The sequence below is a fragment of the Myxococcota bacterium genome, assembly GCA_039030075.1.
Classification (GTDB): domain Bacteria; phylum Myxococcota_A; class UBA9160; order UBA9160; family SMWR01; genus JAHEJV01.
Genome location: JBCCEW010000021.1, coordinates 65,923 through 90,529 on the forward strand (window position 1 = coordinate 65,923; position 24,607 = coordinate 90,529).

Genomic DNA, 24,607 nt, shown 5'->3' on the forward strand with positions numbered 1-24,607 from the left:
CGTGCTGGCCTACGCGATTCGCCGTCTGACCTACGGCTTTGGCGTCGTGCTCGGCGTCCTCGGCCTGCTCTTCGTGCTCTTCTTCCTCTACGCCGAGCCGATCGACATGGCCCAGCGCGCGCTGGGCGAGAAGGCGCCGCCCGAGGTGCTCCAGCAGTGGATCGCCGACCACGGCTACGATCGTCCGTGGACCGAGCAGTTCCGGGACCACTACGTCCGGATGCTCACCTTCGACTTCGGGCGCAGCGATCTCGACGACGTCTCGATCGCCCGCCGCCTGCGCGAAGGGGCCGGGCCCAGCCTCTCGTTCACGGTGCCCCAGTTCTTCCTGGGCCTGGTGCTCGGCATCGGGCTCTCGCTCTTCGTGGCCTACTTCCGCGAGACCTACATCGATCGCGCCGGCGTCGTCCTGGCCGTCCTCGCGATGAGCGTCTCGATCCTGCTCTACATCATCGGGGGCCAATACCTGATCGGGAAGGTGCTGAACTGGTTCCCGATCTCAGGGTTCGATCCCGACCCCAGCGTGCTGCCCCGCTTCATCGCGATGCCGATCCTGATCGGGGTCCTGTCCGCCGTCGCGAGCGACGTGCGCTTCTACCGCACCGTGTTCGTCGAAGAGACCAGCCGCGACTACGTCCGCACCGCGCGCGCGAAGGGCTGCGGGGACGGACGGATCATGTCTCGCCACGTGCTGCGGAACGCCCTGATTCCGATCCTGACCCGGGTCGTCGTCGCGATTCCGTTCCTGTTCACCGGGTCTCTCTTGCTCGAGTCGTTCTTCGGCATTCCCGGGCTCGGGGCCGTGATGGTCGAAGCGATTCACGGCAACGATTTCTCGACCCTGCGGGTGATGGTCTACATCCTCTCCCTGCTCTTCATCGTCTTCCAGATCGTCACCGACTTCACCTACACGCTCGCGGATCCGCGAGTGCGCCTCGAATAGGGGAGGGCGGGCGTGGAGACCCACATCGTCTCGAACGGCGTCGTCGTGGCGCTCCTGGTCGGCGCGGGCTTTGCCGGCTCCGCGGTGCGGCGCAGCGGCCTCTGGAGTGAAGCCGCGCTCGAGCTGTGGCGGCGTCGCCCGCTGGCGGTGCTCGTCGTGGGCTTCTTCGTCGTCGTCGGTCTCGCCGACGCCGTGTCCTGGCGGGACGCCGACAGTGCGGCGTCCGGCGTGGCGGCCCACACGCCGCGCAGCCTGGTCGACCGCGTGTTCCCGGCGGATTTCGACGAACGCAGCTACTCGGCTCCCCTGGCCGACGCGGAGTTCTACGGCGCTGCGCCACTCACGCACCCGGGCGCGCACCTGCTGGGAACCGACATCCTCGGTCGCGACGTCCTGCATCTCACCCTGAAGGGCGCGCGGGTGGCGCTCCTGATCGGCGGGTTGACCAGCCTGATCGTGATCCCGCTGGCGCTCTTCTTCGGGATGTCGGCGGGCTACTTCGGTGGGCGCATCGATGACGTGGTGTTCTTCATCGTGTCGACGTTGGCGTCGATCCCGAGTCTGCTGCTCTTGATCGCCCTGATCCTCGCTCTGGGGCGCGGGCCGGTGCAGGTGTGCATCGCGATGGGCGTCACCAGCTGGGTCGGATTCTCGCGTGTCGTGCGCGGCGAGACGCTCAAGCTCCGCGAGCTCGACTACATCCAGGCCGCCCGCGCACTCGGCGCATCCGAGTGGCGCATCCTCTGGCGCCACATCCTGCCGAACCTGATGCACCTGGTCGTCATCACCTTCGTGCTGCTCTTCTCGGGCACCGTGCTCTCCGAGGCGATCCTCGCCTGGCTCGGGATCGGAATCGACGGTAGCTGGGGCCAGATGATCGATCAGGCCCGTGACGAGCTGGCCCGGGATCCGATCATCGTGTGGAACCTGGGCGCGGCCTCGGCCGCGCTCTTCAGCCTGATCCTGGCGGTGAACCTCCTCGGAGACGCGGTGCGCGACATCCTCGATCCGCGCACCCTGCGAGAGGACCAATGAGCGCGCTGCTCGAAGTGGAAGGGCTCGTCACCAGCTTCCCGGCGGGTTCGGAGCGTGCCCACGTGGTCGACGGCGTGAGCTTCGAAGTCGGGGCGGGCGAAGTGCTCTCGCTGGTGGGCGAGTCGGGATGTGGGAAATCCATGACGGCGCTCTCGATTCTGCGCCTGGTCCCGCGCCCGGGTCGGGTCGACGCCGGCCGGATCGCCCTCGGCGGACGCGACCTCCGGACCCTCTCGGTGCCCGAGATGCGCGCGGTGCGCGGCGCAGATGCGGCCATGATCTTTCAGGAGCCGATGACCAGCCTGAACCCGGTGCAGGCCGTCGGCTCCCAGGTGGTCGAGGCGATCCAGCTGCACGAGGCCGTCAGTCACGATCAGGCGCGCGCGCGCACCGTCGAACTCTTCGAGCGGGTGGGGATCCCCGATGCCGATGCCCGATTCGACGCCTACCCCCACCAGCTCTCGGGAGGACTGAAGCAGCGGGTGATGATCGCGATGGCGCTCTCCATGCGGCCGAAGCTGTTGATCGCCGACGAGCCGACCACCGCGCTAGACGTCACGATCCAGGCCCAGATCCTCGAGCTGATGCGGGAAGTCCGCGACCGCTTCGGCACGGCCATCCTGCTGATCACCCATGACCTCGGCGTGGTGAACGAGCTCGCCGACCGCATCGCGGTGATGTACGCCGGACGCGTCGTCGAAGAGGGCGAACGCGAGGCGCTGCTGACCACGCCGCGCCATCCCTATACCCAGGGGCTGCTGGCTTCGATCCCCTCGCGGGCCGAACCCGGCGCGCCCCTCGCCGAAATTCCCGGCGTGGTTCCGTCGGCGGGCGAATGGCCGGCGGGCTGCCGCTTCGCGACACGCTGCGACCGGGTCCTCGAGCCGTGCCACACCGAGGTTCCCGGGGCGACCCGGATCTCCGATACCCAGCACGCGTTCTGCCACGTCGTGGCACAGGAGGAGTCGGCTCGGTGAGTCGCGACGCCCTCTTGCGCGTGGAGAACCTGCGCACCTGGTTCCCGATTCGACAGGGGCTCTTCCGGCGCACGGTCGGGCATGTCCGGGCGGTGGATGGCGTCGATCTCGAGATTCGCCGAGGGGAGACGCTCGCGCTGGTCGGCGAGTCAGGCTGCGGGAAGACGACGGTCGGGCGCACCCTGCTGCGCCTCGAAGAGCCGACGGACGGCAGCATCCACTTCGACGGTGTCGATCTCTCGCGGCTGTCGAAGGCCGCGCTGCGACCCTATCGACGCGCCATCCAGATCGTCTTCCAGGACCCGCTCGCGTCCCTCGACCCGCGCATGCGCATCCGCGATGCGATCGCCGAGGGCATGGAGACCTTCGGGATCGGGGCCGACGACGCCGAACGCACCGAACGGGTCGCGGCGCTGCTCGAACGTGTCCAGCTCGACGCACGCCAGATGTCGCGATACCCGCACGAGTTCTCCGGCGGGCAGCGCCAGCGGATCTGCATCGCGCGCGCGCTGGCGGTGGAGCCCCAGTTGATCGTCTGCGACGAGGCGACGTCGGCCCTCGACGTCTCGATCCAGGCCCAGATCCTCAACCTGCTGCGTCGGCTGCAGGAAGAACTCGGCCTCACTTATCTCTTCATCACCCACGATCTCGGGGTGGTGCGCTACCTCGCCGACCGGGTGGCGGTGATGTACCTCGGGCAGATCGTCGAGGAAGGTGAGACCGAGCGGCTCTTCGCCGAGCCCCAGCATCCCTACACCCGCGCGCTGCTGGACGCCGTACCCTCGGTCGACCCGGCCCGCCGCGGTGCCAGTGCGCGGCTCACCGGGGACGTGCCGTCTCCTTCCGCCCCGCCGCCGGGCTGCCGTTTCCACACTCGCTGCCCCGAAGTGTTCGAGCGCTGCCGGAGCGAGATCCCCGCGAGCATCTCGACGGCCGACGGCTCCAGTCGCTGCTTCCTGAGCGAGAGTTCCTGACCTAGTCGGTCCCCGTCGCGAGCGTCTGCGCGAGACGCGCGAGTCGGCCGCTCCAAGCCCGCGACAGCCAGGCCGAGCGTGCCCGCCTGATGCCTTTTTCGAGGCCGGCTCGGGCGGCGGCGTCATCGTCGAGGTGCGCGAACGCACGGGCTCGGTGGTAGTGGATCGCCGCGTGTGGGTCGGCGCGGCGCGCGTTCGAGCCGGTGCGCAAACGCTCGAGGGCGGCATCGCGGTCACCCGCGGCTGCGAACGCGGTCGCGGCGAGCTCGCGAACCGGGAGCCAACCCGACTCGTCGAGCCGCGCGTGTTGGGTGCGTTTCTCGGTCTCGCGCGCCGCTTCGATCGCGAGGCCGAGGTCGTCCAGGTCCAGCGCGCTCGCGCAGACGACGCCCCAAGCCGCGGCCGTCGCGCCGTTCGGATCCGCGTTCGAGCCCGAGCAGGAGGGGGTTGCCAGGGCGCGCTGGGCGATGGCCAGGCTCGTCTCGGCGTCCCCCTCCAACCAGTGGAAGTGGGCCCGATCGACCCCCAGCCGAACGACGTCTTCGGGAGGCCCTTCCGGGGCGGGTGCGTCCGCGAGGAGGTGCGCCGCGTGCATCGGCCCTTCCCGCGCCGCTCGTTGCCAGGCGCGGGTCCGAAGGTGCCAGGCAGACGTGCCGCTGGGCTCGCGCTCGCCCGGGTCGGCGTTCTCCCAGAGGTCGGCGAAGGATCCCAGTCCGCGCGCCGTGGCCTCGAGGTGTTCACGGTCGGCCTTGTGCGCGAGCTCTGCCGCGCGTCTGGCGTGGACGCTCGCCGAGCCGAAGAAGGATCGGACGAGCTGATAGCGCGCGAACTCGAGCTCGAGATCCAGGACCCGGGCCCCCCGTCGCAGCTCCCGGCAGAGAGACGTGCCCTCTTCGTAGACCCGCTCGGCGCGGCCGAGCGGGAGCTCGCCTTGCCCTGCGCAACGGAGCGCCTCGACGTGGGCATCCAGATGGAGCTCGGTGAGTTCGGGGTCGCGGGGGCGCGGGTGGAGGAGGGCACGCAGCGAGGCCCAGGCGGCGAGGGCCTGGTCCGGCTCAGCGGCTTGGCGTGCTGCCGCGGCGAGTTCCCGCGCGCGTCGCACGCGGCTCTCGGGCGTCGGCGGCTTGGCGTCCAAAGGCTTCGTCCCGGACGGTTCCCCCGAGGGGGTGCAACTCCCGAGCAACTGCTCTGCAGCGAGAGGACTCAGGAAAATCGCTTCGATTCAAGGGAGGTAGAGGGTATCATCGAATCCCGGACGGACTGGAGTCGCCTCGGATCCACCCCCAAAGGGCGATCGCCCCGCGAGGTCGGACCCTATCGATGTCGCAAATCGGGTCCCGCTGTCGACTCATCGGGGACGGGCGGATTCGGATTCGCCCTGTCGTTGACGACGAGGGATGACGGATTGGCCGAGGCGACGCCGCCCATCGCAGACCCGAGTGCTCGTGGAGCCCTCGGCCAGACGCCGATTCCCGGGGGGAATCCGGCTGGCGAGGCCCCGAACGCGTGGGATGAGTTCGAGGAGCTGCGCGGCGAGGCCACCAAGGACCCGGTCCAGGGGCCGCCGGCCTGGGACACCGTCGCGCGAATCGGTGAGACGCTCCTCCGCGAGAAGACCAAGGACTTCGTCGTGGCCTCCTACGCGGGCGTCGCGTTCGCGCAGGTCGACGGGGTCGCCGGTGTCCACGATGGCCTCTGCATTCTCGAGGGCCTGCTGAAGAATTTCTGGGACGCGGCCTCGCCGCCGGTCCCGAAGCGGCTTCGCGCGCGCGCCAATGCCATCTCTTGGTATGCCGAGAAGGTCGCCGCCCAGCTCGAGCGCACCGACTTCAAGCCGGAAGACGCCGAGCGAGTCGACGCGAGCCTCGAAGTGGCGATGTCGCTCAGCGATCTGCTGGGCGAGAGGTTCCCGGCCGATTCCGAGGTCGGGATCGGCCCCATCCTTTCGTCGCTGCGCGATGCCAACCAGCGTCTGGCCGCCGACGCGGCGGCCGCTGCGCCTCCGCCCCAAGCTGCGCCCGCGACGTCGTCCGCTCCGGCACCGAAACCGGCGCCCGCCTCCGCGTCGATCGGAGACGGAGAGATCTCCAACCGCAACGATGCGGTGCGGCTGATCCGCAAGGTGGCGGGCTTCTTCCGCGAACAGAACGCGATGAGCGGCGAGGCGATGGCCCTGGTCCGGTTGACCTCCTGGTCCCAGGTGAAGCAGGCCCCGCCGGCGAACGGTGGCAAGACGGTGCTTCCCGCGCCCAACCGCGCCGAGGTGGAGAACGCCGCCGGGTCGGGCCCGGAAACGCTGGTTCGCGCCGCCGAGAGCGCCTTCGCGTCGTCGCCCCTGTGGCTCGACCTTCAGCGGCACGTCGTCACCTCGCTCGATCAGCTCGGCGCGGAGCATCGCGGTGCCCGGGATCTGGTGGTCTCCTTGCTTCGCGATCTGTTGAGCCGCGCGCCGAGCCTGCCGTCCCTGCAGTTCGCCGACGGGTCCGATCTCGCCGACGGCGCGACGCGTCAGTGGCTGGCCGACGAAGTCCTGACGGGCGCGGATGCGGCCGCAGCCGCTCCGGCCCCGGCCGGCGCCACCTCGATCGATCCGGCCGAACTCGCGGCACTGCGCCGCGAGGTGCCGGGCCTGATCAAGAAGGGGCAGATCGCCGAGGCCCAGACCCGGGTCGAGGCTCTCTACGCCGAGGACCGCTCGCCCCAGGGCCGCTTCCGCGAACGGCTGGAGCTGGCGACGCTCTGCTTCGACGCGGGGAAGCCGCGCATCGCGCTCGGCATCCTCGACGGCCTCGAGTCCGAGACCCGCACCCACGAGCTGGATCGCTGGGATCCCGGTCTCGCGGCCCAGGTGTTGGCGGCGCTCTACCGCGCCCACCTGAAGGTGCTCGGGAAGAATGCGACGCCGGAGCAAGCCGAGCGTCGTGAAGACGTGTTCGGGCGGTTGTGTCGGCTGGATCCGGCCCTCGCCGCCAACCTCGATTGAAGCGCGGACCCGCTCCGCAAGGGAGAACGACATGGCCAAGGAATCATCGGTTGCGCCCAAAGAGCGCATCAACATCGTCTACAAGCCCGCCACGAACATGGACGAGGACGTCGAGCTGCCCCTCAAGGTGGTGGTGATGGGCGACTTCACGGGCCGGGAAGAGGACACCGCGCTCGAGGACCGGAAGCGGATCAGCATCGACAAGGACAACTTCAACGACGTCCTCGCCGAGCAGAAGATCAACGTCCAGCTGGGCGTTCCGGATCGCCTCAACCCCACCGCCGAAGAGGGCGACGAGGTCGCGGTGAATCTGAACATCCAGAACATGAAGGACTTCCAGCCCGACGCGATCGTGGAGAACGTCCCTGAGCTGAAGAGCCTGCTGGAGATTCGCGAGGCCCTGGTCGCCCTCAAGGGGCCGCTCGGCAACGTGAAGGCCTTCAGCAAGAAGCTCAAGGAGGCGCTGGCCGACGACACGGCGCGTGAGAAGCTGATGAAGGAGCTCAACCTGGGTGGCGGCGACGGCGGAGCCCCCGCCGAGGCCCCGGCCGCCGAAGCTCCCGCGGGCGACGAGCCCAGCGAGAGCTGACCTCCTAGAGTCCACACCCCATTCCGAGACGAGGGATCACCCATCATGTCCGACGAACAGACCCAGGCCGCAGAGGCCCCCGCCGCCGAGGCGACCGAAACCGCCTCGCTGCTCGATGAGATCACCGCGCAGACGAAGCGCAAGCCCGACGACGCCGACTACGGGCAGGTCAAGCGAGGCGTGGAGGTACTCCTCGGCGAGCTGCTGTCTCCGAAGCGGGAAGGCGAGCGCATCGACAAGGCCCTCGTCGACGCCATGATCGCCGAGCTCGACGAAAAGATGAGCCGACAGCTCGACGAGATCCTCCACCACTCGGATTTCCAGAAGCTCGAGAGCGCCTGGACCGGCCTGAAGCTGCTCGTGGATCGCACGAACTTCCGCGAGAACAACAAGGTCGAGATCTTCCAGGCGACGAAGCAGGAGCTGATCGACGACTTCGAGGACAGCCCGGAGATCCCGAAGTCGGGTCTCTACAAGAAGGTCTACTCGGAGGAATACGGTCAGTTCGGTGGCGAGCCGGTCGGTGCCATCATCGGCAACTACGACTTCGGGCCGGGCGCCCAGGACGTGAAGCTGATGCAGAACATCGCCGCCTGCTCGACGATGTCCCACGCCCCCTTCATCGCCTCGGCCGGCCCCCAGTTCTTCGGGTTGGACGAGTTCTCGGGCCTTCCGAACATGAAGGACCTGAGCTCGGTGTTCGAAGGGCCGCAGTACATGAAGTGGCGCTCGTTCCGCGAGTCCGAAGACTCACGCTACGTCGGGCTCACCTGCCCCCGCTACCTCGGCCGGCTTCCGTACGGCGAGGAGAACGTGCCGGTGAAGTCCTTCAACTACGAAGAGAACGTGCGCGGTAGTCACGACGACTACCTCTGGTGCAACGCCTCGTTCGCCTTCGCGACCCGGCTCACCGACGCCTTCGCGAAGTGGCGCTGGTGCGCCAACATCATCGGCCCCAAGGCCGGCGGCGCGGTCGAGGATCTGCCGATCCACCTGTTCGACGAGATGGGCGAGACGACCACGAAGATTCCGACGGAGATCATGGTCACCGATCGCCGAGAGTTCGAGCTCGCCGAAGAAGGGTTCATCCCGCTCACGTACCGGAAGGGCAGCGACAACGCCTGCTTCTTCTCTGCGAACTCCTGCCAGAAGCCGAAGTACTTCGGCCAGAGCAAGGAAGCGAAGGAGAACGAGACCAACTACAAGCTCGGCACCCAGCTTCCCTACATGTTCATGGTCTCCCGGCTGGCTCACTACCTGAAGGTGCTCCAGCGCGAGAACATCGGGACCTGGCAGACGCGCACGAAGCTCCAGGACGAGCTTCAGACGTGGCTCTCGCAGTACGTCAACGACACCGAGAACCCGCAGCCGGGCGTGGTCGGTCGTCGCCCGCTGAAGAAGGCGAAGATCGACGTCGAGGACATCGAGGGCGATCCGGGCTGGTACAAGGTCGACATGAAGATCGTGCCCCACATCAAGTACCAGGGCGCCAACTTCACCCTCGGCCTGGTCGGCAAGATGGAGAGCGAGTAGCCGGCAGGCGCGCGCTCCGATGAGTTCCGTTCAAGGGCTGTTCGAGCGTCTGCGGGATCCGAACGCTGCGGGGCAGCGTTCGGTCCAGCAGCGCGCCGACCGCGTCTACTCGTCGGTGCTTCACCACCTCGCGCGTCTGCTGAATACGCGCGAGGGCGAGAGCGCTTGCGTGCCGGGCTACGGCCTTCCGGCACTCACGGACATCGATACCTCGGCACGGGCCGATGATCTCCGTCGCGCGATCGAACGAGCAATCGCCGCGTTCGAGCCGCGCCTGAACGGTGCCCGCGTGAAGCTGCTCCCGCCGGATCCGGCCGAGCCGCTGAAGCTCCGCTTCGAGGTGAGCGGACGGATCGTTACCGAGGACGAGCGACTCAGTGTTCGCTTCAGCACCGTGGCCGACTCGGCCCTGGGCTGGAAGATCTCGTCGTGACCCCGCGCGCCCCCCGCCCCCATGTTCCGTGAACGCTTCCAGGAGGAGATCGAGTATCTGAGGGAACTCGGACGGGCGATGGCCCGCGAGTATCCCGTGCTCGAGCCCTTCCTCGACGGCGCCGAAGGTGACGCGGCCATCGAGCGGATCCTGGAGGGAGCCGCCTTCCTCTCGGCCCAGCTGCGCGAGAAGCTCGACGACGACATTCCCGAGCTGACACACCCGATGCTGGAGGCGCTGGCCCCGCAGCTGATGCGCCCCGGGCCGGCGATGTCGCTGCTCGAGTTCCTGCCGCAGGGGCAGCTCGTCTCCGAGCCGCTCCGCGTGCCGGCCGGCACCGAGGTCGACTCCCGTGAGGTCGAAGGGGTTTCCTGTCGGTTCCAGACCGCCTGGGACGTGACCCTGCTCCCGATCGGCCTGGAAGACGCCCGCATCGAAGGGGAGGTGGATGGGCCCTGCGAGCTGGTGCTCGACTTCATGCTCGCCACCGGCGTCAAGCCCGAGGATCTCGATCTCGATCGGATCCGCCTGTTCCTGACGGGAGACCCCGAGGTCCGGAGCACCCTCTACCACTTCCTCGCCGAGGCCGTGGGGGACGTGACGATCCGACCCGAGGGCGAGGGCCCGGCGGCTGCACGCCGGTTGCCGCCGGATGCGGTTCGCCCCGCGGGTTTCCGGGAGGACGAGCGGCTGTGGCCCGAGGCGGGCGGGCTGCCCCCGGCGTTCCGGCTGCTCCACGAGTTCTTCACGTTCTCCGAGAAGTTCTGGTTCGTCGACGTGGAGGGCGTCGGCAACCTGGGCCTGCTGGGCGACGGTCGGAAGTTCGCGTTGCGCATCGCCTTCGATCGCCCTCGGCCCCCCGCGCTCCGCGCGAGTCCGAGCGATTTTCGGCTGAATTGCACCCCCATCGTGAACCTCTTCACACGGAAGTCCGAGGCGATCCCCCTAGTCTCCGGGCGTAGCGAGTTCCGGGTGGTCCCGGTCGATGCGGAGGCAGGTCGCGTGGAGGTGTACGGGGTGAACAAGGTCGAGGGTTGGACCCAGGGCGCCGTGGAGCGCCAGGAGTTCCCCGCCTTCGACACGCTCGCGCTTCCGGGCAGCCGGACGGAAGGGGCGGCCTTCTTCCGGGTGCGGAGCGGAGCCTCGGTGGCCGACCGACGCGTCGACACCTGGATCTCCCTGGTCGACGAGCACCAGCTGCCGGCCAACCTCGAAGTCGACAGCGGCATCGCCGAGCTCCTGTGCACCAACGGCGATCTGCCGGCCCAGCTCGGAGAGGGAGAGATCGACCGCGCCACCGTGACATCGCCGCCGGTGGCGCGCTTCCGGAACATCGGCCGGGTCACGCCCGGTGCGATGCCGCCGATCGACGCCGAGCTCCCCTGGCGGCTCCTCGCCCAGTTCTCGCTGAACCGACACGCCCTGGCGAATGCCTCGGCGCTCCGCTGGGTGATCGCGAGCTTCGACCTGCGCGGTCTTCGCGATCGCCAGGCCAGGCGCGCCACCGAGCGTTGGCTCGACGGGATTCTCGACGTGCGCGCCGTCCCCGAAGACGTCTTCTCCCAGGGCATCGCGTCCCGGGGGGTCTGCATCGAGGTCGAGCTGGACGCGGCGTGTTTCGACGGCCCCGGCGAGATCTCACTCTTCGTTCGGCTGCTCGCCGAACTCGCTCCGATGTTCGCCACCGAGAACGCGGCCACGCGTCTGGTGGCGGTGATCCAGCCTTCGGGAGAACGCTGGGAGTCCCCCACGCGTTTCGGCCGGCAACCGGTCATCTAGTCGAGGAAGCATCATGTCCGAACAAGGCAGCCGCATTCAGTTCCGTTTCGAATCCGACGGGTTCGACCCCGAGATCTTCCAGGTTCTCGACTTCGAGGGTGTGGAGGAGATCTCCTCGATCTACGAGTTCACGATCAACATCGGCTGCACCGACATGGACATCGACATGGCCACCCTCAGTCGCGAGGGGGCCCGCCTGATTCTCACCGACGGTGAGGAAGACCAGGTGATCCATGGCGTGCTCTCCGAATGCCACCAGACCGGTACCGGGGATCACGTGGCGTTCTTCCGCGTCGTGCTCGTGCCCAGGCTCTGGTTGCTCTCGCTCCAGATCCAGAATCAGGTGCACCAGGACCAGAAGGTCGGCGAGACGCTGAAGGAAGAGCTCGAGCAGTCGGGCCTGGTCGAGGACGAGGATTTCGCGATCCGGCTGACTCGCTCCGACTATCCGGTGCGCGAGTACATCGTCCAGTACGAGGAGTCGGATCTCGACTTCCTCTGCCGACAGATGGAGCACTACGGCATCTTCTTCTACTTCGAGCAGGGCGAGGAGAAGGAGAAGCTGATCATCGCCGATGCAAACTCGGCGTTCCCGACCATCGCGGGCGAGTCGAACATTGCCTTCCAGCCCTTGACGGGTATGTCCGAGGACGAAGAGGTCGTTCGTGCCCTGGTGAGCACGCAGAACCGGATGCCCGAGAAGGTGATCCTGAGCGACTACAACTACCGGACGCCGAGCGTGCCGCTCCGCGTCGAGCACCCGGTGTCATCGACGGGTCGCGGCATCGTGTCGAACTACGGCGACCACTTCAAGACGCCCGAAGAGGGCACCATGCTCGCCGAGATCCGCTCCCAGGAGATCCTCGCGACCGAGCTGGTGATCCAGGGAGAGGCGACGGTCTCCCGGTTCCGGGCGGGCCACACCTACGTGCTCGAAGAGCACCCGCGCGCCGACATGAACGGGCAGTCCTTCCTGCTGACGCGGGTCCAGCACGACGGCACCCAGCCTCTCACGGGCGAGACCGACGTCGAGGAGGATGCGGGTCGCTACGCCGGAACGTTCACGATGATCCCGGCCGAGACCGTCTACCGGCCGCCCCGCAAGACCCCGAAGCCGAAGCTCTACGGCGTGCTCAACGCGAAGGTCGACGCGGCCGGCTCCGGGCAGTACGCGGAGATCGACGATGACGGCCGCTACAAGGTGAAGCTGCCCTTCGACCTCACCGACAGCGGCGACGGGCAGGCCTCCCGCTTCATCCGCAAGGCCGAGCCCTACGCCGGCCCGGGCTACGGCCAGCACTTCCCGCTTCACAAGGACTGTGAGGTGCTGCTCACGTGTGTCGAGGGTGATCCCGATCGACCCGTGATCTGCGGCGCGGTGCCGAACCCGGAGCAGGCGAGCCCGGTTTCCCAGTCCAACCAGCAGGTCTCTCAGATCCGCACCGCGAGCGGGATCATGATGGAGATGGACGACTCGTCCGGGTCCGAGCGGATCAAGATGACCTGTCCCCACTCGGAGACCTACTTCCACCTCGGTGCTCCGAACCAGGGTGAGCCGGGCGCCTACCTCCAGTCGGCCGGCTTGCTGAACATGATCTTCGGCAACGACATCAACACGCACACGGACACGAACCGGAGCGACAACACCCAGGGCGACTCCTCGAGCACCGTCCACGGGACGCACAACGGTATCGTCCATGGGGTCGCCGACCTGGTCTACAACAGCTCGTTGACCCGGACCGTCGTCGGCGAGTTCCAGGAGCTCAAGCACGCCGACAGCACCACGAAGACGATCGGTCAGTCGAACTCGGTCAAGGTCGGACAGACCAACAGCTTGTGGGTCGGCAACAAGAACGGCGTCAGCGTCTCGGCGAACCACACCGAGACCGCAGGCACCAACGTCACGCTCAAACAGTCCCTCGATCTCTCCCACACGATGGGAGCGAAGGCGTCGAAGGATGACGCCACCGACGTCATGAAGGACGCGAATCTGATCCAGGAGGTGGACACCACCTGGGACGTCACCGTGGGCTCGGCCGCCTTCCTGAAGGCCGGCGGCCCCTACTACGTCGAGGCGTCCCGGCTGTTCTTCTCCACCGACGGCGACGCGATCGTCAAGGCCGACGGGAAGCTCACCCTTCAGGTCGGCGGGTCGAAGGTCGAGATCACGGGCAGCAAGATCACGCTGAAGGCGGCGGACGTGCTGATCGATGGCCAGCTCACGGTGACCAAGCCGGCGAAGCTCGATCGGAACGCGACCAGCACCTGATGACGGACGAGGTTTCGACGCTTCCGTTGCTGGACGGCCAGGGGCTGCGTTGCGGCTGGATCCCTGGCCGTTTCCACTTCCCCCGGCATTCGCTGACCCTGATCGCGAAGGGCACCTACGACCTCCAGCCCGACGGTCCCGCCACGCCGGTGGAGGAGCCCGACGATCTCGAAGGGGACGTCGTCGACGCCGAGACGGGTTCACCCCGCTACGACTCGGACCTCGCCTACTGGAAGCCCCGAGCAGACCTCCTGCTCGTGGGCGCCTGTCATCCTCCGGGCGGACAGGCGGCACGAAGCGACGTGAGTTTCCGCGTCGGCGCGTTCCAGAAGCGCCTGCGCGTGACGGGCGATCGCCGCTGGTGGATCCCCTTCGGCCCGTTCTCCCCGAAGTCGCGCCCGGAAACCTTCGAGCGCCTGGACCTCGGTTGGGCGAACGCGGCCGGCGGCGGTCGGTCCAAGCGCAATCCGACCGGGAAGGGGCGAGCGCGCACCCGCGACGACGCCGGACGGCTGCGCCGCGATGCGCCGAACCTCCAGGCCGAGCGCGGAGCCTTGCTCTCGCCCTGGTGGCAGGGACGTCCGGCCGGGTTCGGCCCGCTCGGGCGCACCTGGAAGCCACGGAGCCAGCGCCTCGGGACCTATCGGCGCAAGTGGCGAAAGCAGCGCTTCCCGTGGTTCCCCGAGAACTTCGACTACGCCCACTTCAACGCGGCGCCCGTCGATCAGCGGGTGGCCTACCTACGTGGCGACGAGGAGGTCGAGCTTCGGAATCTCCACCCGGACCACGAGGTGTTGCGCACCGCGCTCCCGGGCGTCCGCGTGCGCTGCTTCCTGAATCTCCGCAACGAAGCCGAAGAGACGTTTTTGCAAGAGGTCCCGTTGGTCCTCGACACGCTCTGGATCGACTCGGAACAAGCGAAGCTGGTGTTGGTGTGGCGGGGCCTGGCGGATATCGCAACGCCCGAGCACACCGAGGTCGAGAGCGCGTTCTTCTGCGACGAACGGCTCGAGGCGCCCTCCGAAGACGCCGAGATCGAGGAGCGCTATCGCCTCGCCCGCGCGGCCCAGGTCGGCGACACCGCTCTCGAAGTCGAGGAAGAAGACGCCGACCTCGCCGCGCTCGAAGCGGTGAAGGCGGCCGGGCTCGAGCAGCTCGCGGTGCTGAAGGGGGAGCTGTCCGATGCGCTCGAAGCGGCCGGGCTGCCGCGCGACTACATGGACCAGCCGCCGATCCCGCGCGAAGAGCGCCTCGCCGCTCTGATCGAGCGGGTGAAGCAGCAGGTCGGGCCCGAGCATCTCGAGGACGTCGTCTTCCCGACGGTGCAACAGCTCGAGGCCCAGGAGGCGGCCGCGCTGGCGTACGCGGGCATCGAGTTTCCCGAGATTCGAACTCCCACCGAGTGGACGGCCGAACAGGTGACGGCGAAGGTGGAAGCGGGGGAGACGCTGGAGGGCGAAGCGCTCCAGGAGCTCGATCTCGCCGGGGCGCATCTCGCCGAAGGTCGCTTCGATCAGGCCGATCTGCAGGGCGCGCGCCTCGCAGGAGCCGACCTGCAGCAGGCGTCCTTCGAGGGCGCGAGGCTGGTGGGCGCCGATCTCGCCGGCGCCCGCCTGGCCGGCGCGAACCTGCGCGGTGCAGATCTGACCGGCGCGCGTCTCGGGGAGGCCGACCTCCGAGGGGCCTGCCTCGAAGAGACCATTCTGGACGGGGCCGACCTCCAACAAGCGACGCTGTCCGAAGTGGCGGGGGAGGCCGCGTCCTTCGTCGGAGCCCGGCTCTCCCAGGCCCAACTCGAAGGGGCCGCGTTCCCGGCGAGCGACTTCTCGGACGCCGAGCTCGGTGGAGCGAACTTCGCGGCCTCGAATCTGAGCGAAGCGCTCCTGGAGGGGGCCCAGGGCGAGGCGGCCGTCTTCGACGAAGCCAACCTCACCAAGCTCCACGCGGGAGCGCGCTGCGTGTTTCCAGGGGCCTCCTTCGTGCGTGTCTCCGCCGCGGAGTCGAGCTTCGAAGGCGCCGTGCTCCACGGTGCGCGCTTTCCGGGCGCGACGCTCGAGCACGCCGACTTCTCGGGTGCCGACCTCCTCGAGGCCGAGCTCGTGCGCTGCCAGATGCCCGGCGCCCGCTTCGACCGCGCGCAGCTCGTGCGTGCCCAGCTGAACGAGAGCAATCTGTTCCGGGGAAGCTTCGAGCGCGCGAACCTGCACGCGGCCGATCTGCGCGGAGCCAACCTCTACGAAGTCGAGACCCTCGACGCGGACCTGGAGGACGCGCAGCTACAAGGCGCGAACCTCCGGATGACCAAACTGGCCTGACCCATGTCCGGACCCGATGCCCCCACCCCCGACGAGACGCCGGAGCTGCAGCGGCTCGCGACGCCCGATGCGGTGCGGCAGCGCGCCGATGCGGGGGTCGGGTTTCGCTACTGCACCGTCGACGGTGTCGATCTCTCGGGAATCGATCTCGCGGGTGCGAACCTGGAAGGCGCGGTCTTCGCGGGCGGTAGTCTGGCAGGGGCGCGGCTCTCGGGCGCGCAGCTCCGGGACTCGCGTTGGCTCGGGGTGACCGCGCCCGAGGTGGATGTCTCGGGGGCGGACCTGCGGGGTGCAGTGCTGGCGAGCGAGCGCGTGCCCGTCACCGACGCTTCCGAGGCCGAGGTGTCCCTCGAAGAGGCTTTGCCCGGCTCCGCGGCGATCGAGCTGCTGCGCGAGCAGGGCATCGTCGGGTTCCGCCGGCGGGCGCTCGACCTGGGTCAGGCGAACTTCGCGGGCGCGATCCTGCAGGACGCCATGCTCGATCAGGCCCTGCTGCATCGTGCCTCGTTCCGCGGGGCACGGGCCGAGAGTTCGATCTGGTCGTCTTGCGACGCCTCCCAGGCCGATTTCGCGGAGGCGGCCCTGGACCGGGCGACCTTCGACGCCGGCTCGGTCCGGGGGGCGCGCTTCGACGGTGGCTCGCTTGCCCAGACGCGTTTCCTGAAGACGGCCTTCGGCGCGGCCCAGTTCGGGGAGACCACCTGGGTGGGCACCCTGTTCCAGGAGATCGACTTTCGCGAGCTACCGCCGACGGTGTTGCGCCTGGAGAAGAGCCGGTTCGTCCAGTGCGACTTCGGCGGCGTGGATCTCACCGGCTCGGTGTTCGGGCGCAGCTTCTTCTCGGATTGTCGGTTGGTCGAAGCAACCCTGTGCGATGCCTCGCTCGAGGACGCCGAGCTCGCCGCGTGTGATCTGTCCGGCGCCGATCTGCGTCGCGTCCAGGCCGAGCGGTTGAACCTGGGTCGCGCCACCGTCGAGGGAGCGCGATTCGACGAGGCGAAGCTCGCGGGAGCGGCCTTCACCGAAGCGAAGGCAAGCGGGGTCGCGCTCGCGGGCACCGACCTGCGCGGCAGCGATTGGGATGGCGCTCGGGCCGAGAACGCCGACCTCTCGCGCTCCGACCTCGAAGATGCCTCGCTTCGCGGAGCCCATCTGCGCGGAGCGAGCCTTGCCGGGACCGAGCTCGCCGGAGCGAGCCTCGACGGCGCCGACCTGCGCGATGTGGACGCCCGTGAGGCACGTCTTTCGGGTGGGTCGATTCTCGAGGCCCAGATCGAGGGCATCCGCCTCGAAGGGGCGGTGCTCGAGGACACCGATCTCGACGGGATCGAGCTGCCCGGGGCCGTGCTGCGAGGCCTCCACCTCGTGCGCTGCAGCCTCGTGGGCAGCCGACTCGACGGCGTCGACTTCCGCGACTGCGACCTCACCGACGCCGACTTCAGCGACGCCTCCCTCTCGGAGACACGCTTCGAGGGGGCGGTCCTGCTGCGCACCCGGTTCGCGGGCGCCCAGCTCCAGGCGGCGAACTTCTCGGGCTGCGAGGCCTACTCGGCGGACTTCGCCAAGGCGCAATTGGTGGGCGCCGACCTCCGCTCGTCCCAGGTGCGGGACGCGGACTTCAGCGAGGCCCTGCTCCGCGAGGCCCGGCTCGACGGCGCCCAGCTCGAGAACGGCAACTTCGCGGCAGCGGTCTGCGAAGGAGCCTCGCTGCGCGGTGCCGGGCTGCGCTGGGCCGACTTCTCCCACGCGAATCTCGACGGGGTCGATCTGCGCAAGGCCGACCTGCGCGGCGGGAACCTGCACCGCGCCTCTACCCGCAGGGTACGCTGGCGCGGGTCGCGTCGCAAAAAGCTCCGAAAGACCGACAAACACCTGGCCCGTGCGGAGGATTACCAGCCTCCGCCGACGGAGCCGTAGGGAGGGCGACTGTGTCCGATTCGAATCCGATCCTGCAGGGGGCTCGCGTCTCCTTGGCACACGCCGAGGTGGTGGGCCCCATCGAGAAGCAGTGGTGTCGAGCCCGGTTCGGGGCCGACCTCGAAGACACCGACTGGGTGCGCCTCGCGCTGCCCGCGCCCTACGCGGCTCGGGTCGGCGACGTGCTGTTGGTCGCGCGTTCGCCCGAAGGCAGTTACGCCATCGGTGTCCTGGAAACGGCACCCGCCACCCCGTCGACGGAGTCCGCGGCCTCCACCTACGAGTGCCACGAGAGCGGCCAGACGCGGCTCGGCGTGCGCGACGAGCAGGGCGACGTGCTCTTCGAGTACGACCCCGATCGGCGCAAGGCGACGCTGTCGGTGCCCGAGGGCGACCTCGAGCTGCGGTCCGGCGGAAACCTCGATCTGGTCTCGGGCCAGGAGGTGCGGATGGTCTCGGCCCAGGGGATCGCCATCGAATCGAGCCGGGAGATCGACCTGCGGGTCGGAGACGCCGGCGCGCGCCTGAGGATGGCGAACGAGGCGACGTCCCTTCAGGGCGAGTCGCTCCGCGTCGAGGCGAAGCGCACCGAGCTGCGTTCCGACGCGATCGAGGGACGGGCGTCGAGCGTCGAGCTCGAGTTCGGACGGCTCCGAACGGTGGCCCGGCGCGTCGAACGGGTGGCCGACACGGTCGTCGAGACCGCGCGCTCCTTCCAGCAGCGCGTGGAGGGGCTCCACCAGACGACGGCGGGTCGGCTGCGCCAGCTCGTCGACGGTGTGGCGCAGCTGCGGGCCGAGCGCCTCAACGTACGGGGACGCCGCGGCGTCAAGCTCGACGGCGAGAAGATTCACCTGGGCTGAGCCCGAATGGAGGACCGACGATGATCTTTTCCGTAGCCACGATGGCGGGCGGCCAGTGCATGGGCTTCCCCGACGTCTGCAAGACGCCGTCGCCGGGCGGCCCGATCCCGATCCCCTACCCGAACATCGCGATGTTGAACCAGACCAACGGGGGCACCTGCGCGAGCAAGCTCAAGATCCAGAACCAGAAGGTCCTGATCAAGACGAGCATGATCACGATGTCGAGCGGCGACGAGGCCGGTTCGATCGGTGGGGTGATCTCGAACATGATCAAGGGGCCCGCGAAGCCGAAGACCGCGAGCAGCAAGCTCAAGGCCGACGGCAAGGGAGTGGTGTACCAGACCTGCATGTTCGGCCAGAATGGAAACAACGCGAACGTGCCGGCAGGCATCCTGACGATGTGCACACAGATGAAGGTGAAGGTGATGGGATGAGACCCGGTCCGGCATGAGCCAATCGCCCACCCATCGCTATCTGGAGGCGCTGGACAACCTCCGCCAACTCGGGAGCCAGTTCTCGCGGGAGAATCCCGTGCTCGCGCCCGAACTCGGCGAGGCGAGCGCGGACCCGGACGTCGAGCGGGTCCTCGAGGGCATCGCCTACGCCTCGGGCCAGATTCGCGGTCGCCTGGACGAGGACCTCGGCGAGTTCGTCCAGAGCTACGCCGATGCGCTCTGGCCCCATTTCTTGCGGCCGGTGCCGTCGATGAGCATCGTCGAGTTCGAGGCGGCGCCGGGCGTGGAGTTGCCCGAGCCCCGACCGATCCCGCGAGAGACCACCCGCCTCGCTACGACACCCGTGGATGGCACCACGTGTTCCTTCCGGACGGGTCACGACGTCTTGCTGCGGCCGGTCGCGGTCGAGTCGGCGCACTTCGAAGACCGCGGCCGCCGTGCCGACCTCGAAGTCGAGCTGTGCCTGCTCGGGGATGTGCCCGTGCGGGCGCTCGACCTCGATTCGTTGCGCTTCTATCTCCACGCGGACTACCCCGCCGCCGCGTCGCTCTTCGCCTGGCTCGTGGGAGGGTGCGACGGCATCAGCCTCGTCACCACCGACGAAGGCGGCCGCGACCATCGCCTCGAGGTGCGCGGGCAGGCCGGCCCGCCGGTGCGTGCGGCCGGCGTGAGCCGTGACGAAGCGCTGCTGCCGTATCCCGCGCGGAGCTTCGACGGCTACCGCCTGCTCCAAGAATATTTCGCGATCCCCCAACGCTTCCTCTTCGTCGATGTTCTCGGCCTTCGCGCGCTCGAAGCGTGGAAGACCGTCGATCGATTTCGGATCGTGTTCCACGGCCGCCAGCGCGCACCCCAGGGCGTCCGCGTCGACGCCGGCACCTTTCGCCTCCACTGCACCCCGGTGGTCAACCTCTTCGAGAGCACGACCGACCCGCTGCTCCTCGATCACCGCGACGCGACGATGCTGCTGCGACCGAGTGGCCTCGAGCCATCGCACTATGAGGTCCACAGCATCGAGCGGGTCCAGGGGCTCCCCCGCCAAGGCGGGCCACGGCGCCACTACGCTCCCTTCGGTGGCTTCCGTTCGGATCCCGAGACCGCGGGGCGTCACTACCAGCTCCGCCGCAAGGTCGATCCCGATGGTTCGGGAATGCTCTCGTACCTCACCGTGGTGACCGAGTCGGCGGGATCTGCCCTCCCGGAAGAGGAGTGGCTGTCGATCGACGCGATCTGCACGAACGCGAGGCTCGGAGAAGCCCTGCGCGTGGGAGACATCTCGGTCGCCACCGAGGACTCCCCGGACTTCGCCGTCTTCCAGAACCTCACGCCCGTGTCGCGTTCGGTGCGGCCGCCGCTCGGGGCCGAGCTGCTGGGCATCGCGACGCGACATTCGCTGCTCCAGTACGCGCCGCTCGCGAGCACCGACTCGCTGCGCACGCTTCTCTCCCTCTACGACTTCCACGCCTCGGAAGACCGCCAGTCCGCACGCGCCCTCGAGCTCCTGCTGCGTTCCGTCGTGTCGATCGAGAGTCGGCCCGAGAGCCGCCGCCTGCAGGTCGCTCCCGTGCGTGGGATGCACACGCGCATCGTCCTCGACGAGTCCGGATTCCTCGGAGAGGGCGGCTTGTTCGTCTTCGCGAGCGTGCTCGAAGAGGTCCTGTCCCTGGCTTCCACTCTCAACGTCTATACGCGTCTCACCGCTGTCGGAGCGAACGAGCGCGAGGAGTATTCGTGGCCCGCGAGGATCGCGAACCGAATCATCCCCTGATCGAGCGGCTCGAGCGCGAACCCCGCCAGTTCAACTTCTTCCAGGCGGTTCGCATGCTGGAACGCGTGTCGGAGGGGGCCGTGCCCATCGGCCATCGCGGGCCCCCGGACCGCGAAGCGGTTCGCCTGCGTCCGTCGGGCTCTCTGGCCTTCCAGTCGACCAGCGTCACCCGCGTGACCCGCCGCGAGGCGGACGGCCCGGATCACCTGCTCAGCACCACCTTGCTGGGACTCTACGGCGCGAGCTCGGGGCTACCCGCGTACTACACCGAGGACATCCTCGGCTACGAGACCGCCAACGCCCCGGATCCGGATCCGGTGCGGCTGTTCCTCGACATCCTCAATCACCGGCTCCTGTCGCTGCTCTACCGGTCCTGGGAGAAGTATCGCTGGGCCGAGGCCTTCCGGGCCGATGCCAGCGATGTGCTCTCCTCGCGCGTCCTCACGCTGCTGGGAGTCGGAGAAGAGGGGATCGCGCGGTCGGTCGGGCTCCCGACGCCTCGGCTGCTGCGCTACGCGGGCTTCATCACCCAGCGGCCGCGGGGAGCCGACGCCCTCGCCGGCGTCCTCTCCGACTACTTCGGAGGGCCCCCAGTGCGCGTGAGTCAATGCGTGCGCCGCTGGGTCTGGCTGCCCGAGCGCGACCGCAACCGGCTGGGCGCGAGGAACTCGCGGCTGGGTATGGATCTCGTGCTCGGCGAGTCGGCGGAGGACGAGAGCGGCAAGTTCCGGGTGCATCTGGGCCCCTTTGGTGAGGAACCTCGCTTCGAGGACTTCCTTCCCGACTCGGAGAACGCCCGGGATCTCGACGCGCTGATCGGTTTGTTGGTGCCCGACCCGCTCACCTACGACGTCGAGATTCGTATCGAGGGACAGCAGGTGCCGGCGGTTCGTCTCGGCGGTGGGGACGACGCCTCTCGCCTGGGTTGGACGAGTTGGCTCCTTTCGGGTCCCGCGGACGACACGGCCGAGATCTTTCCCCCGCCGCAGCCCCGCAAGGCGGCGTAGTAGACTGGACTCCCACCGGCGGGCTCCCGCCGACTCAAAGGAGGCGCACCGCGATGGTTGGCGTCGATCTCAAGAGCCTGCTTCGCAAGCTCGACCCCCTGTGCACCCGCGCGCTGGAAGGCGCGGCGGGCATCGCTGTCTCCCGCGGTCACTACGAGGTGACGATCGATCACCTGCTGTTGCGGCTCCTCGAGGAGCCCACCTCGGATCTCGCCCACATCTTCCCGCACTTCGACGTCGAGGCCTCGCGCGTGAAGCGCGCCGCCGAGAAGGCCGTCGAGGCCCAGCGCACCGGCAACCAGAGCAAGCCCGTCTTCTCGCCGCTGCTGGTCTCCTGGTTCGAGGACGCCATCCTGCTCGGGAGCGTCGAGTACTCCCTCCCGCGGATCCGCTCCGGGGTTCTGATGCTGGCTCTCGCGTCGAAGCCCGGACGCTCCGGGACCGAGGACTACACCGACGATCTCACGAACATCCGCGCCGACGAGCTACGGCGCGAGTTCCTCTCCATCGTGGCCGGATCCGAAGAGGACGAGACTGCGCCGGAAGCCGCCGAGGGCGTCCCGGCCAGCCGCCCCGGCGCCGCCGAAGCCGCTGCGGCGGGCGAAGAGGCCCTGGCGCGCTTCACCTACGACGTCACCGCCAAGGCGCGCGCGGGAGAGATCGACCCGATCGTCGGCCGCGACCACGAGATTCGCCAGATGGTCGACGTCTTGAGCCGTCGCCGGAAGAACAACCCGATCATGGTCGGCGAGGCGGGCGTCGGAAAGACGGCGGTGGTCGAGGGCTTCGCGCTGCGCGTGGCCGAGGGCGACGTCCCGGCGTCCCTCAAGGACGTGCGGGTGCTGAACCTCGACATGGGGCTCCTGCAGGCCGGGGCCGGTGTGAAGGGCGAGTTCGAGAACCGGCTGAAGGGCGTCATCTCGGAGGTGAAGGCCGCCACGATCCCGACGATCCTCTTCGTCGACGAGACCCACACCCTGATCGGCGCCGGCGGCGCCCAGGGAACGGGCGATGCGGCGAATCTGCTCAAGCCGCCCCTGGCCCGCGGCGAGCTCCGCACGATCGGTGCGACGACCTACAGCGAGTACAAGAAGTACATCGAGAAGGACCCCGCGCTCGAGCGACGCTTCCAGCCGATCGACGTGCCGGAGCCGAGCGTCGACACCGCTGTCGAGATGTTGCGCGCGGTGAAGGACAAGTTCGAGGTCCACCACGGGGTGCGGCTCCTCGACGAAGCCGTCGAGGCGGCGGCGTCGCTCGGCGATCGCTACATCAGCGGCCGCAACCTGCCCGACAAGGCCGTGGACCTGATCGACACCGCCTGTGCGCGCGTCTCGATCGGTCAGTCGTCGAAGCCCGGCGCCCTCGACGATCTCGAGCGACGGCTCTACGGCCTCGATACCGCGATCCAGGCGCTTGAGCGCGACGCGGAAGAGGCGTTGGTGGATCGCGACGAGGAGCTCGCGAGTCTGCGCAGCGAGCGCGAGGACACCGAGAGTCGCCGCGCAGACCTGCATGGCCGCTGGTCGCGTGAGCTCGAAGAGGTGGAGAAGCTCCGCGCGCTCTTCGACGAGTTGGGGCGCGCTCGGGGGGGCGAGGCCGAGCCGCCCGAAGGCGAGGAGGCTCCCCCGCCGCCGCGTGAGATCGACGCGATCCGCGAGGACATCGAGAAGCGCACGGGCGAGCTCCGCTCCCTCCAAGGAGGCGACCCGCTCGTGCAGGTGCAGGCCGACGCCGAGACGATCGCCCAGGTCGTGAGCGACTGGACGGGGATCCCGGTGGCGCGCATGGGAGGCGACGAGGTCGGCAAGATCATGCGCTTCGGCGACGAGCTCCGCGAGCGCGTCGTCGGTCAGGACCACGCCGTCGAGGTGATCGAGAAGAAGATTCGGGCCGCGAAGGCCGGCATCCAGGATCCGAACCAACCGATCGGCGTCTTCCTCCTGGTCGGGACGAGCGGCGTGGGCAAGACCGAGGCATCCCTCGCCGTGGCCGATCTGCTCTTCGGCGGCGAACGCTTCATGACGACGGTCAACATGAGCGAGTTCATGGAGTCTCACTCGGTCTCGCGCCTGATCGGCTCGCCTCCGGGCTACGTGGGCTATGGCGAAGGCGGCGTGCTCACCGAGGGCGTTCGCCATCGACCCTACTCGGTGGTGCTGCTCGACGAGATCGAGAAGGCCGACCCCGAAGTGATGAACCTGTTCTACCAGGTGTTCGACAAGGGCACGCTCTCCGACGGAGAGGGGCGCGTCGTCAACTTCGCGAACACGGTGATCATGATGACGTCGAACCTGGCGAGTGACGTCCTGATGGAGGCCTGCCAGGGCGACGAGCTTCCGACGCCGGAAGAACTCGATGCTCTGATCCGGCCCGCACTCCAGAAACACCTGAAGCCGGCGCTGCTGGGGCGGATGACGGTCGTGCCGTTCTACCCGCTGTCGCCCGACGTACTTCGCATGATCGCCGAGCTGAAGCTCGGTCGCGTCGGCAAGCGCCTCGCCGAGAGTCACGGCATGGAGTTCGAGATCGACCCGGCGGCGCGCAACGCGCTGGCCGATCGCTGCAACGATCCCGAGAGCGGAGCCCGCGTGATCGACCACATGATCGATCAGGCGATCCTGCCGCGGGTCTCTCAGCGCATCCTCGAGCAGATGGCCGAGGGCGATCTGCCGAAGAAGCTCACGCTCGGAGTCGACGACGCGGGCGAGTTCGCGTTCTCGTTCAGCGACTAGCCGCCTGGGCCTCGGCCGGGGGGTCGAAACCG

At 68.5% G+C, this 24,607-nt stretch carries 18 protein-coding genes; 17 read left to right on the forward strand and 1 reads right to left on the reverse strand.

Features of this window, described 5'->3' with window-relative positions:
- Position 1 precedes the first annotated feature (1 nt).
- From AAF430_20000 to AAF430_20015, 4 genes are read left to right on the forward strand one after another with little or no spacing between them, the layout of a single operon-like run.
- Positions 2-943, forward strand: a complete 942-nt coding sequence (locus AAF430_20000; protein MEM7412524.1) for an ABC transporter permease — start codon at positions 2-4, stop codon at positions 941-943.
- A 12-nt stretch (positions 944-955) separates the two neighbouring features.
- Positions 956-1,978 (forward strand): ABC transporter permease, encoded by a 1,023-nt coding sequence (locus AAF430_20005; protein ID MEM7412525.1) that lies wholly within the window; start codon positions 956-958, stop codon positions 1,976-1,978.
- Positions 1,975-2,955, forward strand: coding sequence for an ABC transporter ATP-binding protein (locus AAF430_20010; protein ID MEM7412526.1), 981 nt, complete (start codon positions 1,975-1,977; stop codon positions 2,953-2,955). Before AAF430_20005 ends, AAF430_20010 begins: the two co-directional genes overlap by 4 nt.
- A complete protein-coding gene (locus AAF430_20015; GenBank protein MEM7412527.1) occupies positions 2,952-3,929 on the forward strand; it encodes an ABC transporter ATP-binding protein in 978 nt (325 codons plus the stop codon). The genes AAF430_20010 and AAF430_20015 overlap by 4 nt, the downstream gene beginning before the upstream one ends.
- Position 3,930: 1 nt before the next feature.
- Here the strand turns inward: AAF430_20015 and AAF430_20020 are convergent, their stop codons facing one another.
- Positions 3,931-5,031 carry a hypothetical protein gene (locus AAF430_20020; GenBank protein ID MEM7412528.1) on the reverse strand — a complete coding sequence of 367 codons (1,101 nt, stop codon included), beginning with the start codon at positions 5,029-5,031 and terminating at the stop codon, positions 3,931-3,933.
- A gap of 282 nt (positions 5,032-5,313) precedes the next feature.
- Between AAF430_20020 and tssA the strand changes: the two genes are divergently transcribed.
- The 13 genes from tssA to tssH are packed head-to-tail and all read left to right on the forward strand — an operon-like array spanning position 5,314 to position 24,575.
- Positions 5,314-6,912, forward strand: a complete 1,599-nt coding sequence (gene tssA, locus AAF430_20025; GenBank protein MEM7412529.1) for a type VI secretion system protein TssA — start codon at positions 5,314-5,316, stop codon at positions 6,910-6,912.
- 31 nt (positions 6,913-6,943) lie between these two features.
- Positions 6,944-7,501, forward strand: coding sequence for a type VI secretion system contractile sheath small subunit (tssB, locus tag AAF430_20030; GenBank protein ID MEM7412530.1), 558 nt, complete (start codon positions 6,944-6,946; stop codon positions 7,499-7,501).
- Positions 7,502-7,546: 45 nt separating this feature from the next.
- A complete protein-coding gene (gene tssC, locus AAF430_20035) occupies positions 7,547-9,034 on the forward strand; it encodes a type VI secretion system contractile sheath large subunit (GenBank protein ID MEM7412531.1) in 1,488 nt (495 codons plus the stop codon).
- 19 nt (positions 9,035-9,053) lie between these two features.
- Positions 9,054-9,467 (forward strand): type VI secretion system baseplate subunit TssE, encoded by a 414-nt coding sequence (gene tssE / locus AAF430_20040; protein ID MEM7412532.1) that lies wholly within the window; start codon positions 9,054-9,056, stop codon positions 9,465-9,467.
- Between the two features lie 21 nt (positions 9,468-9,488).
- On the forward strand, positions 9,489-11,246 hold the full coding sequence (tssF, locus tag AAF430_20045) for a type VI secretion system baseplate subunit TssF (GenBank protein ID MEM7412533.1): 1,758 nt from the start codon (positions 9,489-9,491) through the stop codon (positions 11,244-11,246).
- 13 nt (positions 11,247-11,259) lie between these two features.
- Positions 11,260-13,515 (forward strand): type VI secretion system tip protein TssI/VgrG, encoded by a 2,256-nt coding sequence (gene tssI / locus AAF430_20050; protein MEM7412534.1) that lies wholly within the window; start codon positions 11,260-11,262, stop codon positions 13,513-13,515.
- Positions 13,515-15,830, forward strand: a complete 2,316-nt coding sequence (locus AAF430_20055) for a DUF2169 domain-containing protein (GenBank protein ID MEM7412535.1) — start codon at positions 13,515-13,517, stop codon at positions 15,828-15,830. Before tssI ends, AAF430_20055 begins: the two co-directional genes overlap by 1 nt.
- 3 nt (positions 15,831-15,833) lie before the next feature.
- A complete protein-coding gene (locus tag AAF430_20060; protein ID MEM7412536.1) occupies positions 15,834-17,747 on the forward strand; it encodes a pentapeptide repeat-containing protein in 1,914 nt (637 codons plus the stop codon).
- Between the two features lie 11 nt (positions 17,748-17,758).
- On the forward strand, positions 17,759-18,610 hold the full coding sequence (locus AAF430_20065; protein MEM7412537.1) for a DUF3540 domain-containing protein: 852 nt from the start codon (positions 17,759-17,761) through the stop codon (positions 18,608-18,610).
- 20 nt (positions 18,611-18,630) lie between these two features.
- Complete coding sequence (locus AAF430_20070) at positions 18,631-19,044, forward strand: PAAR-like domain-containing protein (protein MEM7412538.1); 414 nt, start codon at positions 18,631-18,633, stop codon at positions 19,042-19,044.
- Between the two features lie 13 nt (positions 19,045-19,057).
- Positions 19,058-20,833 (forward strand): type VI secretion system baseplate subunit TssF, encoded by a 1,776-nt coding sequence (gene tssF / locus AAF430_20075; protein MEM7412539.1) that lies wholly within the window; start codon positions 19,058-19,060, stop codon positions 20,831-20,833.
- Complete coding sequence (gene tssG / locus AAF430_20080; GenBank protein MEM7412540.1) at positions 20,797-21,840, forward strand: type VI secretion system baseplate subunit TssG; 1,044 nt, start codon at positions 20,797-20,799, stop codon at positions 21,838-21,840. The genes tssF (AAF430_20075) and tssG overlap by 37 nt, the downstream gene beginning before the upstream one ends.
- A gap of 53 nt (positions 21,841-21,893) precedes the next feature.
- Entirely contained in the window at positions 21,894-24,575 is a 2,682-nt protein-coding gene (gene tssH, locus AAF430_20085) for a type VI secretion system ATPase TssH (protein MEM7412541.1), read from the forward strand.
- Positions 24,576-24,607 lie beyond the last annotated feature (32 nt).